Consider the following 13,887-nt stretch of genomic DNA (forward strand, 5'->3'; position numbering starts at 1 on the left):
ATGTCCGCCTTCGGGTAGTTTTGCTCGCGATATCGAGTAATGAATTTCTTTCCCGAAGAGGTGTGGGGTGGCACGGGTAATCGCGACGATCAACCTGAAAGGTGGCGTCGGCAAGACCACGACGACGGCCGCTCTGGGCGAGTTCATGGCGGCGGAGTTCGGGCAGCGGGTGCTGATGATCGATCTCGACCCGCAGACCAACCTCACCACGATGATGGTGGGGGAGGAACGCTGGCAGGAACTGAACGAACTCGGTCTGACCCTCGCGACGCTCTTCCGTAAGGCGATCACGCCCCACGCCGACGCGTTCGACATCGAGAAGGCCGTCCAGAAGAACGTCTCGCCCGTGCGAGCGGTCCGTGATCTCGACCTGCTCGCGTCGTCGCTGGATCTCATGGACATCCAGAAGGGGCTCACCCACCAGCAGTACGCCGATCCCGGCTCGCACCGTCCCGTCGAGGTGCTGCTCTCCGCTGTCCGGCCCATCGCCGACCGGTACGACTACATCCTGATCGACTGCCCGCCGAATCTCGGGATCCTCACCCTCAACGGATTGCGTCTCGCCGACGGCTATCTCATCCCGACGATTCCCGACATCCTGTCCACCTACGGAATTCCGCCGCTGCAGACGAAGATCCAGGAATTCGCGACACGGACCGGGCACACCGTGCGGGAGATCGGTCTCGTCATCACGAAGTACCGCAGTGCCTCGAATCTGCACCGCACGATCATCGAACAGCTCCAGCGCGACCCCAGGATTGCGAGCGTCGTTCCCGCCTGGGTGCCCGAGGCCAATCAGATCGCGGCGTCCGCCGAGTTCGTGCCCTACGGCACGCTCAAGCGAAAGTACGGCAACACCGGCCAGTACGACGCACTGCGAATCCTCACCGAGACGATCATGATGAATGCGCAGGTGTACCTGTGACGAATCCCGACCCCGATACCGACATGGCACAGGCGCGTCTGCGGGTGCGCATCGGCGAGGCGAGTTCGGCGTTGCCCCGTCTCGACGAGGCGGCACCCGGCACGGCCGGCGCGCTCGTCGCTCTCGTCCAGGTGATCGCCGATGAGGCGGCGCGCACGCCGCGGTTCGCGAGGGCACTCGCGGGAGCGCTCTCGGTTACCGCGGACGCAAGCGCCCCGACCCCTGCTCCCGCTCCTGCTACGCGCCCGGCCGCGGCCCGAACGTCTGCGCGTCGCAGTCGTCGCGCACCCGGGGCCTTCGACCCGTTCGTGGTGTTCCGCGAGAGCGGCGAGGCGACTCTGCGGGAGAGGCTGTCGACCCTCGGGGTCGAACAACTCAAGGACATCATCGCCGAGCACGCCATGGACTACGACAAACTCGCGATGCGCTGGCGCACCCCGTCCAAACTTCAGGACCGCATCGTCGAACGGGTCAAGGCGCTCACCACGAAGGGTGATGCTTTCCGGTGATCGGTCACATGCAGTTCTTCTTCTGCTCGTAGCCACGTATGGTCGCCCCAGACCTCCGGTCTCGATGAGACCGCGCAGGACGTGGGCACATCGCGCGTCGGTCCCGATTCACTGCTCGATGTGCGCACCGAGAAGAGGAGTCGATATGGGGGACATCGTTCGACAGGGAGTCGCGGCCTTCGTGGCCGAGGTTCTGGCGCGAGGCGGCCGGGCCGAGCCGATCCCTGGACAGCGGGACGTCCGCGTACAGGGCGCGGACGGATCCGAACGTGTGGTGCGGGTGTGCTCGACGGCGAGCGATCCGTGGCTCGCGCGACGCCGCGACGGAGTTCCCGCCGCCGACGGTGCGGGCGTGTCGTACTGGGTGTTCGTCGATCTCGCACCCGAGCTACCGGAGTTCTACGTGGTGGACGCGGACGACATCGAAGGGGGAATCGAGGAGGAGGTCGCGCTCTGGCTCGCCGACCGCCCCGGCCGGACACCGACCGGCAGTCACCCGATTCAGCGCAGCAATGTCGTTCACGGTCAAGATCATTGGGATTTGCTCGGTCTCGACGCGGTCAAGGATCCCGACCACGGTGCGGCGCCGGTGCCGGCAGCGGCCGTCCGCGTAGCACGTCCGGCCACACCGGCGGTCGCCGAACCCGACACCGACGACGGACGGCTCGCGGTGGTCGCCGACATCGGGGGATACCGCGTGCAGGGGCGCGTCGATCCGGTGTCCGGGACGCTCGAGATCAACCGGGGACCGATGGAGGGGCGTCGCTTCCCCGACGCCGCGGCAGCCGCACAGGCGCTCGTCACCTTCTTCGACGACCACGAGACCGTCCCCGACGGCGACACCTTCTGGCGGAGCGAGATCCTCGAGTGAGAACGCACTCCCGATAGCGGCTTCGACTCGTTTCGATCTCCCGTAAGCGAGCTCGGCTCGTTTCGATCTCCCGTAAGCGAGCTCGGCTCGTTTCGATCTCGCTGACCACAACCGTCGACTCTGCCGACGGATGGCGGTGAACTGAATCGGCGCAAGCGACAACGCCAGGTTCAGATCATCGAAGGAGAGATCGCATGACCATCACCGAACTCGATCGCGATACGACCACCGCCGAATCCGTCTACACCGCCGGGGGCATCGTCGTCACCAAGCTGGGGGAGCATATCGGTGCGCGGATCGACGGGGTGCGGTTGTCCGGCTCGTTGGCGTCCGAGACCGTCGAGGCCATCCGCTACGCACTCGCCGTGCACAAGGCGATCGTCTTCCGCGACCAGCATCACCTCGACGACGAGGAGCAGTGGGCCTTCGCCGGCCTGCTCGGCACGCAGACCCAGTCGCACCCCACGGTCCACTCGAAGGGTAAGCGACTGTTGCCCATCGAGGGTGCTGCGAACAGCTGGCACACCGACGTCAGTTTCGTCGACCGCATTCCGAAGGCGTCGATCCTGCGGGCGGTGACCCTGCCGCCGTACGGCGGTGCGACGACGTGGGCCTCCACGACCGCGGCCTACGAGCAGTTGCCGGATGCGCTGAAGGCGCTCGTCGACAACCTGTGGGCCCTGCACACCAATCTCTACGACTACGCCGAGAAGCTCGACGCGGGCAGCTCGGATCCGGCGCTGACCGAGGAGCGACGCCGCTACCAGGACGAGTTCCGCCGCAACACCTACGAAACGATTCACCCGGTGGTGCGGGTCCATCCCGAGACGGGTGAGCGCACCCTGTTGCTCGGTCACTTCGTCAAGGAGTTCGTCGGTCTCAAGTCGTCGGAGACCGCCGCGCTGCTCCAGCTGCTGCAGAGTCGGATCACGAAGCTGGAGAACACGTTCCGCTGGTCGTGGGAGAGTGGCGACGTCGCGATCTGGGACAACCGCGCCACGCAGCACTACGGCATCGCCGACTTCGGCGACCACACCCGCCGCCTGCATCGCATCACCCTCGCCGGCGACATCCCCGTCGGCGTCGACGGCTCGCGCAGCAGGGTCGTGCAGGGCGACGCGAGCGAGTACTCGGTGGTCGAGGAGCCGGCGCGACTGCCCGGCTTCGACGGGCACTGACACAGCAGAGCGCGAAACGGTCATAGGAGCGCGAAACATCCCGCGCCGAAGACCGTTTCGCGCTCCTCAACGTCAGGCCACGACGTACTTCTCGTTCTCGCGGACCCACAGCACGCCGTCGCCCGCTGTGGGTCCTTCCTTCTCGAATTCCTCGGGTACGAGCGACGTCTCGTCGCGCAGCACGATCGCGGTCATGATAGGGGCGGCGGCGAGGTTCTCACCGTCCACGCGCATCCAGTCGGCCGTGCGACCGGCGAGGTAGATCCAGCCGTCCGCGTCCTTGTAGGCCACCCGGTGAGGATCGCGTTGGAGTGGAACAACGGCATCGACAGGTAGATTACGTCGTCGCTCGTGATCGAGAACTGCGGGACGAGCGTGCTGCCCGAGAACAACACCACCATGTGGGCGAGCATCACCGGCTTCGGATCGTCGCTCGTCCCCGAGGTGAAGATCAACATGAACGGATGGTCGGCCCGACCTTCCGGTACGGCTCGAGCGGACAGGCCCCGTCGACGAGCGCCCGCCACTCGGGGCTCGCGACGTCGAAGACGGTGACGTCGCCGAGATCCAGGCCGTCCAGCAGAGGGGCGTGCTCGGCATCGGTCAGCAGGATCTGGCAGTCCGCACGCAGGATGTCGCGTGCCAGACCCTCACCGCGTCGGGTGTTGTTGAGGCCGACGAGCGGGAAGCCCGCGAGCCCGGCCCCGGCGATCGCGTGGACGACGGCCGCTGTGTTGTTCTCGAACAGGTCACGGAGTGCCTGCTGGACGGTCTCTGCCATGGCTACCTCGGATATATGGAGAACACGTTCTCTTCGCCGTACACGAGTCGTTCGGGTCGCTCGTCGTCGCGTCACAATTCGGTCCGCGAACCCGGTGCGCGTGTGAGGTGGAACGCCTACTCTGAGTTCACCTGCAGCATCGCGGGTGGTGATCGCCGTGCGCCGTCGATCCCGTCCGCGCCGCACCGTTGCCGCCTCACGGCGGCTCGAGGAGGCCCGATGAACGCGGTTGTCGCTCCCGTCAAGCCCACGCGGCCGTATCCGCCGCGTTATCACTCCAAGGGCGCGGTCCTCTACGACCTGATCACCACAACGGACCCGAAGAAGCTCGGACTGATGTACATCTTCACATCGTTCTCGTTCTTCCTGTTCGGTGGTGTGCTCGCCCTGCTGATGCGCGCGGAGCTGGCGGTGCCCGGTCTGCAGTTCCTGTCGAACGAGCAGTACAACCAGCTGTTCACCAACCACGGCGGCATCATGCTGCTGATGTATGCGACGCCGATCGTCTTCGGTTTCGCGAACTACATCCTGCCGCTGCAGATCGGTGCCCCCGACGTCGCCTTCCCGCGCCTGAACGCCTTCAGCTACTGGCTCTTCCTCTTCGGCGCACTCACGGTCGCCTTCGGATTCATCACGCCCGGCGGCGCTGCCGATTTCGGCTGGACGTCCTACATGCCGCTCGCCGACGAGATCCATTCGCCGGGGATCGGCGGCAATCTGTGGTTCCTCGGCCTGATCGTCATGGGTCTCGGTACCATCCTCGGCGGCGTCAACATGATCACCACCGTGGTGTGCATGCGCGCGCCCGGCATGACCATGTTCCGAATGCCGATCTTCACCTGGAACATCTTCATCACGATGATCCTCGTGCTCCTCGTCTTCCCGCTGCTCGCCGCGGCCTTCATGGGTGCCTTCGTCGATCGGGTGATCGGCGGCAACATCTACGACCCCGCGACCGGCGGTGTGCTGCTCTTCCAGCACCTGTTCTGGTTCTTCGGTCACCCCGAGGTGTACGTCATCGCGCTGCCGTTCTTCGGCATCGTCTCGGAGATCTTCCCGGTCTTCTCCCGCAAGCCGATCTTCGGATACAGCGGCCTCGTGTACGCGACCATTGCCATCGCCGCGCTCTCCATCGCGGTGTGGGCGCACCACATGTACGCCACCGGCGCCGTGCTGCTGCCGTACTTCTCGTTCATGACCTTCCTGATCGCCGTCCCGACGGGCGTGAAGTTCTTCAACTGGATCGGCACGATGTGGAAGGGCCAGATCACCTTCGAGACGCCGATGCTGTTCGCGGTCGGCTTCATCGTGACCTTCCTCTTCGGTGGCCTGACCGGTGTCATCCTCGCGAGCCCGCCGCTGGACTTCCACCTGCACGACTCGTACTTCGTGGTCGCGCACTTCCACTACGTGCTCTTCGGCACCATCGTGTTCGCGACCTACGCCGGCATCTACTTCTGGTTCCCGAAGATGACCGGCAGGATGATGGACGAGCAGCTCGGCCGCTGGCACTTCTGGCTGACCTTCATCGGTTTCCACACCACCTTCCTGGTGCAGCACTGGCTCGGTAACGAGGGCATGCCGCGTCGCTACGCCGACTACCTGCCCTCCGACGGGTTCACCACCTTGAACACCATCTCGACGATCGGGGCCTTCGTCGTGGGCGCGTCGACGCTGCCGTTCCTGTGGAACGTCTTCAAGAGCTACCGCTACGGCCAGGTCGTCACCGTCGACGACCCGTGGGGTTACGGCAACTCGCTCGAATGGGCGACGACCTGCCCGCCGCCGCGGCACAACTTCACCGAGCTGCCGCGGATCCGCTCGGAGCGTCCCGCCTTCGAGCTGCACTATCCCGACATGGTCGAGCGGATGCGTGCCGAGGCGCACGTGGGTCCGGGTAGCGACAAGCACGAGGTGAACGTGCTCGAAGGTGCCGACCGCACGCCGGGCGACATCCCCCGGGAGTGATCGACCGCGATAGCTCCGCGCATCGAACGAACCCCGCCGAAGGACGGAGTCGAGCGAACATGACCGCAGTCGAACCCGGCGGGAGCGTGCCCGCCGAGGTGGATGTCCTGATCGTCGGTGCCGGTATCTCCGGCATCGGCACGGCCTACCACCTGAAGACGAAGAGACCGGGGACGAGCTTCGCGATCGTCGAGGCGCGTGACGCGCTCGGTGGCACGTGGGACCTGTTCCGATATCCCGGCGTGCGCTCCGACTCCGACCTCCACACCCTCGGGTACGAGTTCAAGCCGTGGCGGAAGACGCATGCGTACGCCGGAGGCGGCGAGATCCTCGGCTATCTCCACGAGACGGTGGACGAACACGGACTCCGTCCCTACCTGCACCTCGGGCACCGCGTCGTCGGCGCGTCCTTCTCGTCCGATACCGGCAGGTGGACGGTCACGCTCCTGCGCACGAGCGACGACACCATGCTTACGGTGACCTGCTCGTTCTTCTTCTCCGCGACCGGCTACTACGACTACGACGAGGGGTACAGCCCGGAGTTCGAGGGCAGCGACGACTTCCGCGGCACGATCGTCCATCCCCAGCACTGGCCCGAGGCTCTCGACTGTGCGGGCAAACGCGTCGTCGTCATCGGCAGTGGCGCCACCGCGGTGACGCTCATTCCCGCCCTGGCCGGCGTCGCCGAGCACGTGACGATGCTGCAGCGCTCCCCGTCCTACGTCCTGGGGTGGCCGAAGGAGAACAAGGTCGCCAACGCGCTGCGACGTGCACTCCCGACAGCGGCGGCCGACCGCGCCGTCCGTTCCCTGAGCATCCGGATGCTGCACGAGATGTACCGGACGAGTCGCCGGGCGCCGAACCTTTTCCGCCGTCTCCTGCGCCTTCGGATGACGAGCGTGCTGCCCGACGACTATCCCGTCGACGTGCACTTCAACCCGTCCTACGACCCGTGGGATCAGCGCCTGTGCGTCGCGACCGACGGTGACCTCTTCCACGCCATCGCCACCGGCGAGGCGTCGGTGGTCACCGATCGGATCGCCCGGTTCACGCCCACGGGGATCGCCCTCGAATCGGGGCGCGAGATCGAGGCCGACGTCATCGTCACCGCGACCGGCCTGAAACTGGTGCCGTTCGGGAGGATCGAAGTCGACGTCGACGGCGTCCCGGTCGACTGGCACGAACGCGTCACCTACAAGGCGACGATGCTCACCGGCGTGCCGAACTTCGCCTTCGCGTTCGGCTACACCAACTCGTCGTGGACCCTCAAGGTCGACCTCACCGGCCATCATCTGTGCCGGTTGCTCGACCACATGGACGACCAGGGGTACGACGTCGTCACCCCGATCTGCGACGATCCGGCCGTCGCCGGAGGGCCGTTCTGGGACCTCACGTCGAACTATCTCCGGCGCTCGGCCGACGTGTTCCCCACATCCGGGGAAGGCGGCCCGTGGTCGATGGAGCAGAACTACTATCTCGACCGCAGACGGCTGCGCCGCGAACCGGTCGACGATCCCGCCCTGCGTTTCACGCGGGTGGCCGAGCCGGCGGGTTCATCGAGCCCAGCAGGTAGCCGGGAACCCCCACCACGAGTGCCCGGGCCGCGCTCGTCACTGCCGCAAGGTCGCTGACACCGAGCACCGTCAGCGATGCCGTCGCCAGCACTTCGGGGAGCCCGGCGTCGACGTCGCCGTCGTCGGCTCGCATGCCGATGACCGATTCGACGACCCGGAACGGCAGATGGGTGCGAGGATCGCCGTCGCCCACGATCTGCGCCGCCAGGGTCCGGTAGCGCTCCATCAGGTGCCGACGTTCCTCCCGGAACCGATCGAACGGTTCGGTGCGAACCTCCGGAAGGTGGTAGAGCGCACCGAGATTCCATCTTCCCGCGGACAATTGGGCGGTGTCGAACCAGGCGAGCGCACACAGGCGCACCTCGGGCGGCAGCGCGGGGTCGAGATTGTCGTCGAAGTCGAGGGTCGGTTCGACGGTGTCCTCGAGCAACGCGACGAGGATGTCGTTCTTCGTCGCGAAGTGGTTGTACAGCGATGCCTGCCGGATCCCCACGGCCTCGGCGATCGTGCGTGTCGATGTGGGGGAGAACCCGCGGGTGGTGAACAGCTCCGCGGCGGCGTCGAGGATCTCGGCACGCGCGGTCGGCCCGGGCCGTCGCGGGGCGTGGAGGCGGGGGCGTCCTGGTCCTGCATGGGTCACGCCTCCACTGTGACACGACGAAAGGTGCTGCAGCGCCACCGTCTTCGTGCGTGAAGTTTTCGTCACACGTACGAAACACGCGTCACGGACTCGTTACGCCATGGACATTTCCCGAAGATGCGCGATGGGAAAACTGTCGATCGACAGTTTCCCCGGACCGCCGATCGGAGCACCATGACCGAGACCCTCGCGACCGCCACCACGCACGCTGCTCGTGCCCATGCCCGAGCGCAGGCAGGAACCGTCACCGACGCCATGCCGATCGTCCCGGCATCGTCGTGGCCGGCTCCGCCCAGCGGTCGCGCAGCGTCGATGACCTGGGCCGAGACCGTCCCCGGTGGCCGCTACACCAGCAAGGTCCTCGCCCGCGGCACCCGCCTGCGCCTGCGGGACGTCCACGGCACCGCCTGCGCCAACATCCTCCTGTTCCGCGCCGACGCCCCGCACGAACGGCTCAACGTCGCCGACACGGTGAAGGTGCCGTGGCAGGCCTATCTCGGTGTCGGGCACCCACTGCTCTCCGATCAGGGCCGCGTCCTCGCCACGATCGTCGCCGACACCTCCGGACGCCACGACGCGCTGTGCGGCACCACCCACGTCGCGGGGAACACTGCGAAATACGGTGAGGGATCGCTCCATTCGAGCTCTCCTGCGGGTCGCGAACTGTTCACCGTCGCCGCCGCCAAGCACGACCTGCAACCGCGCGACCTGCCGCCCTCACTGTCCTTCTTCCACGGTGTCCGCGTCGAGGAGGACGGCAGCCTCGTCAGCACCGGCAACGCCGGTCCCGGTGCCGCCGTCGACCTGCTGATCCACCTGCCGGTGATCGCCCTGATCGCCAACACCGCACACCCGCTCGATCCGAATCCCGAGTTCACCACCGGCAGCCTCGAAGTCCTCGCCTGGCGAGCACCCGGCGAACTGAACTCGCTGCCGAACACCGACCCCGAGTGCCAGCGCGCCGTGCTCAACACCGACGACGCCTGGGCCGCCGCCACGTCCGAAACGGAGATCCACCGATGACCATCACCGCCGACACCGCAGACCTCGCCCTCGTTCCCGGTCGCGTCGTCCTCGACGAGATCGTCGGACTCCGCGGCCCGTGGTCGGCCGTCGTCGCCGCCGGCGACGTACTCACCATCGTCGACCTGCACGGCAACCAGGCGGTCGACACCCTCGTCTACGACGCCGCCGACCACACCCGCCGCTACAGTGCCGCTGCCACCGTGGCCGCCCAGCAGAACCTCTTCCTCTCCACCGGTTCGGTGTTGCGCGACGCCGACGGTGAGCCGCTGATGACGCTCGTCGCCGACGAGGTGGGCAACCACGACACCGTCGGCGGCGCCTGCTCGCAGGAGTCCAACACCCTCCGCTACGGGCACCACACCAAGCACCAGCACGCCTGCGTCGAGAACTTCCTCATCGAAGGCGCCAAGTGGGGACTGGGCAAGCGCGACCTCGTCTCCAACATCAACTTCTTCATGAACGTGCCGGTTGAGGCCGACGGCACCCTCGGCATCGTCGACGGCCTGTCCGCACCCGGCAAGCGACTCGCAATCCGCGCCGAGCGCGACGTGCTCGTCCTCGTCTCCAACTGCCCTCAGATCAACAACCCGTGCAACGGCTTCGACCCCACGCCGGTCCGCATGATCGTCACCCGCGGGGAATGAGGTAGTCATGACCACGAAGATCACCGTCGAACGACCCGGAATGCTCACGACCGTCCAGGACTATCCCGGACGCACCGGTTACTGGCAGATCGGTGTGCCACCCTCGGGCCCGATGGACGACCTGTCGTTCCGCCTCGGCAACGTCGCGCTCGGCAACGACGAGGGCACCCCCGGTCTCGAGACCGCCATGGCCGGCCCCGCCCTGCGGTTCACGGAGGAAACCGAGGTGTGCGTGACGGGTGCGCCCGTCACCGTGCGCGTCGACGGGGCCGCCGTCCCGCAGTGGCGCCCGGTCACCGTCCCGGCGGGCGGCCTGCTCGACGTCGGAGCTGTCTCCGGGCCGGGGTTGCGCGTCTACGTCCTCATTCGCGGTGGTCTCGACGTTCCCGAATTCCTGGGCAGCGCAGCGACCTTCACGCTCGGAACGTTCGGCGGTCACGAGGGGCGCACGCTGCGCGAGGGTGACGTCCTCGTCGTCGGGGAGAACGCTCCCGGCGCGAGCGCCCCGGTCCCGTCCGAGCACGTGCCCGCACTGAGCACGCGCTGGGAGATCGCGGTCACCGAAGGTCCGCACGGCGCACCGGAATTCTTCACCCGTGCCGACATCGATGCCCTCTACGCCACCGACTACGAGGTGCACTTCAACTCCGACCGCACCGGCGTGCGGCTCATCGGCCCCAAGCCCGAATGGGCGCGCACCGACGGTGGCGAGGCGGGCCTGCACCCGTCGAACATCCACGACAACGCCTACTCCGTCGGCGCACTCGACTTCACCGGCGACACCCCGATCCTGCTCGGCCCCGACGGTCCCAGCCTCGGCGGGTTCGTGTGCCCGGTGACCGTCGTGGCCGCCGACCGTTGGAAGCTCGGCCAGCTCGCTCCCGGCAACACGGTCCGGTTCGTGCCCGTGAAGTCGCAGCACACCGCGTCCCGCCGCGAACTCGGCGTCGCGCGTCGCGCCGGACTGTCGCTGGTCACCTCGGCCGGTGGCGACGGTGACGACGGAGTGCTCACCCGCCGTGACGGCCACACCGCCGTCACCTACCGCCGTAGCGGCGACGACAACGTCCTCGTCGAGTACGGCGACATGACCCTCGACCTGGCGCTGCGGGCCCGCGTGCACGCGCTGCACCAGCGCCTCGAGGCCGACCGTCCTGCAGGTCTGCTCGAACTCACCCCGGGAATCCGGTCGCTGCAGGTCAAGGTCGACCCCGACGTCCTGCCCGTGCCGACCCTGCTCGGCCTGCTCGGCGAGGTCGAGGACACCATCGGCGACAGCGACGAACTCGAAGTCCCCAGCCGGCAGGTACGACTCCCGCTGTCCTGGGACGACCCGGCGACCCGCGAGGCCATCCAGCGCTACATGCACGGCGTGCGCTCCGACGCCCCGTGGTGCCCGTGGAACATCGAGTTCATCCGCCGCATGAACGGCCTCGACACCGTCGCCGACGTCTTCGACACGGTCTTCGCCGCCGACTACATGGTTCTCGGCCTCGGCGACGTCTACCTCGGCGCCCCGGTCGCGACGCCGCTCGACCCGCGGCACCGTCTCGTCACCACCAAGTACAACCCCGCGCGCACCTGGACCCCCGAGAACGCCGTGGGCATCGGCGGCGCCTACCTGTGCATCTACGGCATGGAAGGCCCCGGCGGCTACCAGTTCGTCGGCCGCACCACCCAGGTGTGGAACCACCGGCACCCGCAGCCGGCCGGCCCGTTCGAGGACGGCACCCCGTGGCTGCTGCGCTTCTTCGACCGCATCTCGTGGTACCCCGTCGACCCCGACGAACTGCTCGATCTGCGAGCGGATCTCGCTGCGGGTCGCGGTGGGGGAGTGGAGATCACCGACGGCACATTCTCCCTGACCGAGCACCGGAAGTTCCTCGCGGACAACGCTGCTTCGATCAGCGGGTTCCAGGCGACGCAGTCCGTCGCTTTCGGCCAGGAACGCGCGCGGTGGAAGGCGGACGGCGTATGACGGCCGCCGAACGGATCCGTCCGGTGGGAACCCGGTTCGAGCGAACACTGTTGGCTCGACCGGGAGCAATCCCGGACACCACCACCCGCGTCACGTGGCTGCAGGGTGAGCGGTTGTACTGCGACCTGCGACGACCGGCGACACTGCCGACGGTGACGGCCTCTACTCTCGCCGAGATGGAGATCGACGACCTCGTCGCTCTCGCGAGCCAGGACGGATTCGCCGGCCGACTGCTCGACAGCAGCAACCATGTCGAATGGGAACGGGCCGTGTCGTTCCATCCGCTCGGACCGACACCCGACGCCGGCACCCTGGAGACCCTCGACACCGACACCCTCGTCGAACACGGTGTGTTCGAGGAGTACACCGAGCACTGGCGCATCACGGATGTCTCGCCCGACATCGAGGAGTACCTACTCGAGGACGTCGAGACCGGAGCGACCGCAGTGCTCGTGCGGGTCGGAGAGTGCTTCGCATTCGGGCGGAGTCGCGATCATGCGATCGGATCCGAACCCCTCGTCGAACAGATCCTCGGCGCAGCGACGGTGTCGGATGCCCGAGCGTTGCTGGACTGCGAGATCGCGGTGGGTCGCATCGAAGACGGCCGGTGGACCATCTCCGCATCGACCCTCCCGTACCGAAGCGGGCGCAATCTCCACCCCGTCTTCGGTCACGAGATCCGCATCCGAGACACAACATTCGACGGAACGTCCATCACCCGTCGGTGGCGTTCCGTCCACCCGACCCCGAGGAGTGACACATGACGTTCACGAGTATTCCCATCGTCGATGTGCATGCGCTGGTGTCCGGCGACGAAACCGGACGCGACGCCGTCGTCGCCGAACTCGGGCGCGCCGCGCGAGAAGTCGGCTTCGCGCAGATCGTCGGACACGGAGTCGACCCCATCCTCGTCGGCGGATTGAAGGACGCGGCCGAACGCTTCTTCGCTCTTCCCGACGACGCGAAAATGGATGTGTACATCGGCAATTCCACCAACCACCGCGGCTACGTGCCGCCCGGTGAGGAAGTGTTCGCCGGAGCCACACCGGACCACAAGGAAGCATTCGACCTGTCGATCGACCTTCCGTCCGATCATCCCGAGTATCTCGCCGGCAACCCGTTGCTCGGCCCGAACCAGTGGCCCGACCTGCCGGACTTCGACGAGCCCGTGAATGCGTACTACGAATCCGTCTTCGCTCTGGGACGTGTGTTGTTGCGTGCCTTTGCCGAAGCACTCGGCGAGGCGGCGGATCGGTTCGACCGCTATGTGACCACGCCGCCTGCTCAGCTTCGAATGATCCACTATCCCTACGATCCCGACGCCTCGGACCGTCCCGGCATCGGTGCCCACACCGACTACGAGGTGTTCACTCTTCTGCTCCCCACGGCACCGGGACTCGAGGTCCTCAACGCCGACGGCGACTGGATCGACGTGCCCTACCGCGAGGATGCCTTCGTCCTGAATATCGGTGACCTGCTGGAGATCTGGACCAACGGAGTATTTACAGCGACGTCACATCGGGTGCGTAAGGTTGCCGAGGAACGCTACTCGTTCCCCTTGTTCTTCAACGTCGATCACGACACCCGGGTCGACCCGCTGGAGAGGTTCGTCGACGCCGACGGACCGCGCTACGGCGGAGTCACTGCCGGCGAGCACCTGTTCGCCCAGACGGCCCAGAGCTTCACCTATCTCCGCAAGCGGCTCGCCGCGGGCGAGATCACCCTTCCCGACAATGCACGCCCCCTCTACTCGCTCGGACGCGAAGCCCAACGCAGCGCTCCTGCCGTCTGAC

15 protein-coding genes are annotated in these 13,887 nt (G+C 66.9%); 11 read left to right on the forward strand and 4 right to left on the reverse strand.

The window, feature by feature from the left end:
* The first annotated feature begins 67 nt into the window (after positions 1 to 67).
* From RBB84_RS03215 to RBB84_RS03230, 4 genes are all read left to right on the forward strand, one after another.
* Positions 68 to 925: an AAA family ATPase gene (locus tag RBB84_RS03215; RefSeq protein WP_064255813.1), complete on the forward strand. Its 858-nt coding sequence runs from the start codon at positions 68 to 70 to the stop codon at positions 923 to 925.
* Positions 922 to 1,434 carry a hypothetical protein gene (locus tag RBB84_RS03220; RefSeq protein ID WP_064255812.1) on the forward strand — a complete coding sequence of 171 codons (513 nt, stop codon included), beginning with the start codon at positions 922 to 924 and terminating at the stop codon, positions 1,432 to 1,434. The genes RBB84_RS03215 and RBB84_RS03220 overlap by 4 nt, the downstream gene beginning before the upstream one ends.
* 145 nt (positions 1,435 to 1,579) lie before the next feature.
* Positions 1,580 to 2,305, forward strand: a complete 726-nt coding sequence (locus tag RBB84_RS03225) for a hypothetical protein (protein ID WP_041803607.1) — start codon at positions 1,580 to 1,582, stop codon at positions 2,303 to 2,305.
* Between the two features lie 194 nt (positions 2,306 to 2,499).
* Positions 2,500 to 3,483, forward strand: coding sequence for a TauD/TfdA family dioxygenase (locus tag RBB84_RS03230; protein ID WP_064255811.1), 984 nt, complete (start codon positions 2,500 to 2,502; stop codon positions 3,481 to 3,483).
* Positions 3,484 to 3,555: 72 nt separating this feature from the next.
* Here RBB84_RS03230 and RBB84_RS03235 read toward each other — a convergent pair whose 3' ends face one another.
* From RBB84_RS03235 to RBB84_RS03245, 3 genes are read right to left on the reverse strand one after another with little or no spacing between them, the layout of a single operon-like run.
* Positions 3,556 to 3,774, reverse strand: coding sequence for a hypothetical protein (locus RBB84_RS03235; protein WP_006553967.1), 219 nt, complete (start codon positions 3,772 to 3,774; stop codon positions 3,556 to 3,558).
* A complete protein-coding gene (locus RBB84_RS03240) occupies positions 3,675 to 3,941 on the reverse strand; it encodes an AMP-binding protein (RefSeq protein ID WP_231911964.1) in 267 nt (88 codons plus the stop codon). Before RBB84_RS03240 ends, RBB84_RS03235 begins: the two co-directional genes overlap by 100 nt.
* Positions 3,935 to 4,264: a hypothetical protein gene (locus tag RBB84_RS03245; RefSeq protein WP_006553968.1), complete on the reverse strand. Its 330-nt coding sequence runs from the start codon at positions 4,262 to 4,264 to the stop codon at positions 3,935 to 3,937. Before RBB84_RS03245 ends, RBB84_RS03240 begins: the two co-directional genes overlap by 7 nt.
* 219 nt (positions 4,265 to 4,483) lie before the next feature.
* Between RBB84_RS03245 and ctaD the strand changes: the two genes are divergently transcribed.
* Together ctaD and RBB84_RS03255 are read left to right on the forward strand one after the other, a co-directional pair.
* Positions 4,484 to 6,232: a cytochrome c oxidase subunit I gene (gene ctaD, locus RBB84_RS03250; RefSeq protein ID WP_258913650.1), complete on the forward strand. Its 1,749-nt coding sequence runs from the start codon at positions 4,484 to 4,486 to the stop codon at positions 6,230 to 6,232.
* Between the two features lie 59 nt (positions 6,233 to 6,291).
* Positions 6,292 to 7,863 (forward strand): NAD(P)/FAD-dependent oxidoreductase, encoded by a 1,572-nt coding sequence (locus tag RBB84_RS03255; protein ID WP_024103514.1) that lies wholly within the window; start codon positions 6,292 to 6,294, stop codon positions 7,861 to 7,863.
* Here the strand turns inward: RBB84_RS03255 and RBB84_RS03260 are convergent.
* Complete coding sequence (locus RBB84_RS03260) at positions 7,760 to 8,446, reverse strand: TetR/AcrR family transcriptional regulator (protein ID WP_080678557.1); 687 nt, start codon at positions 8,444 to 8,446, stop codon at positions 7,760 to 7,762. The genes RBB84_RS03255 and RBB84_RS03260 overlap by 104 nt on opposite strands.
* Before the next feature lie 174 nt (positions 8,447 to 8,620).
* On the opposite strand from RBB84_RS03260, the gene RBB84_RS03265 reads away from it, so the two are divergent.
* The 5 genes from RBB84_RS03265 to RBB84_RS03285 are packed head-to-tail and all read left to right on the forward strand — an operon-like array spanning position 8,621 to position 13,886.
* Positions 8,621 to 9,469, forward strand: a complete 849-nt coding sequence (locus RBB84_RS03265; RefSeq protein ID WP_024103516.1) for an urea amidolyase associated protein UAAP1 — start codon at positions 8,621 to 8,623, stop codon at positions 9,467 to 9,469.
* Positions 9,466 to 10,116 carry an urea amidolyase associated protein UAAP2 gene (locus RBB84_RS03270; RefSeq protein WP_019288136.1) on the forward strand — a complete coding sequence of 217 codons (651 nt, stop codon included), beginning with the start codon at positions 9,466 to 9,468 and terminating at the stop codon, positions 10,114 to 10,116. Before RBB84_RS03265 ends, RBB84_RS03270 begins: the two co-directional genes overlap by 4 nt.
* A 7-nt stretch (positions 10,117 to 10,123) precedes the next feature.
* Entirely contained in the window at positions 10,124 to 12,094 is a 1,971-nt protein-coding gene (locus tag RBB84_RS03275; RefSeq protein ID WP_024103518.1) for a 5-oxoprolinase/urea amidolyase family protein, read from the forward strand.
* Complete coding sequence (locus RBB84_RS03280) at positions 12,091 to 12,858, forward strand: hypothetical protein (protein WP_064257360.1); 768 nt, start codon at positions 12,091 to 12,093, stop codon at positions 12,856 to 12,858. The genes RBB84_RS03275 and RBB84_RS03280 overlap by 4 nt, the downstream gene beginning before the upstream one ends.
* Positions 12,855 to 13,886 carry a 2-oxoglutarate and iron-dependent oxygenase domain-containing protein gene (locus RBB84_RS03285; protein ID WP_006550408.1) on the forward strand — a complete coding sequence of 344 codons (1,032 nt, stop codon included), beginning with the start codon at positions 12,855 to 12,857 and terminating at the stop codon, positions 13,884 to 13,886. Before RBB84_RS03280 ends, RBB84_RS03285 begins: the two co-directional genes overlap by 4 nt.
* Position 13,887: the final 1 nt, after the last annotated feature.

The sequence above is a fragment of the Rhodococcus sp. D-6 genome (assembly GCF_040256695.1).
GTDB classification, from domain to species: Bacteria; Actinomycetota; Actinomycetes; order Mycobacteriales; family Mycobacteriaceae; genus Rhodococcus; species Rhodococcus pyridinivorans.

What these genes read in the sequence shown, in the direction of transcription:
- RBB84_RS03255 (WP_024103514.1), top strand. Translation starts at nt 6,292, where the DNA reads ATGACCGCAGTCGAACCCGGCGGGAGCGTGCCCGCCGAGGTGGATGTC.
- RBB84_RS03245 (WP_006553968.1), bottom strand. Translation starts at nt 4,264, where the DNA reads ATGGCAGAGACCGTCCAGCAGGCACTCCGTGACCTGTTCGAGAACAAC.
- RBB84_RS03280 (WP_064257360.1), top strand. Translation starts at nt 12,091, where the DNA reads ATGACGGCCGCCGAACGGATCCGTCCGGTGGGAACCCGGTTCGAGCGA.
- RBB84_RS03240 (WP_231911964.1), bottom strand. Translation starts at nt 3,941, where the DNA reads ATGTTGATCTTCACCTCGGGGACGAGCGACGATCCGAAGCCGGTGATG.
- RBB84_RS03230 (WP_064255811.1), top strand. Translation starts at nt 2,500, where the DNA reads ATGACCATCACCGAACTCGATCGCGATACGACCACCGCCGAATCCGTC.
- RBB84_RS03270 (WP_019288136.1), top strand. Translation starts at nt 9,466, where the DNA reads ATGACCATCACCGCCGACACCGCAGACCTCGCCCTCGTTCCCGGTCGC.
- RBB84_RS03265 (WP_024103516.1), top strand. Translation starts at nt 8,621, where the DNA reads ATGACCGAGACCCTCGCGACCGCCACCACGCACGCTGCTCGTGCCCAT.
- ctaD (WP_258913650.1), top strand. Translation starts at nt 4,484, where the DNA reads ATGAACGCGGTTGTCGCTCCCGTCAAGCCCACGCGGCCGTATCCGCCG.
- RBB84_RS03275 (WP_024103518.1), top strand. Translation starts at nt 10,124, where the DNA reads ATGACCACGAAGATCACCGTCGAACGACCCGGAATGCTCACGACCGTC.
- RBB84_RS03285 (WP_006550408.1), top strand. Translation starts at nt 12,855, where the DNA reads ATGACGTTCACGAGTATTCCCATCGTCGATGTGCATGCGCTGGTGTCC.
- RBB84_RS03225 (WP_041803607.1), top strand. Translation starts at nt 1,580, where the DNA reads ATGGGGGACATCGTTCGACAGGGAGTCGCGGCCTTCGTGGCCGAGGTT.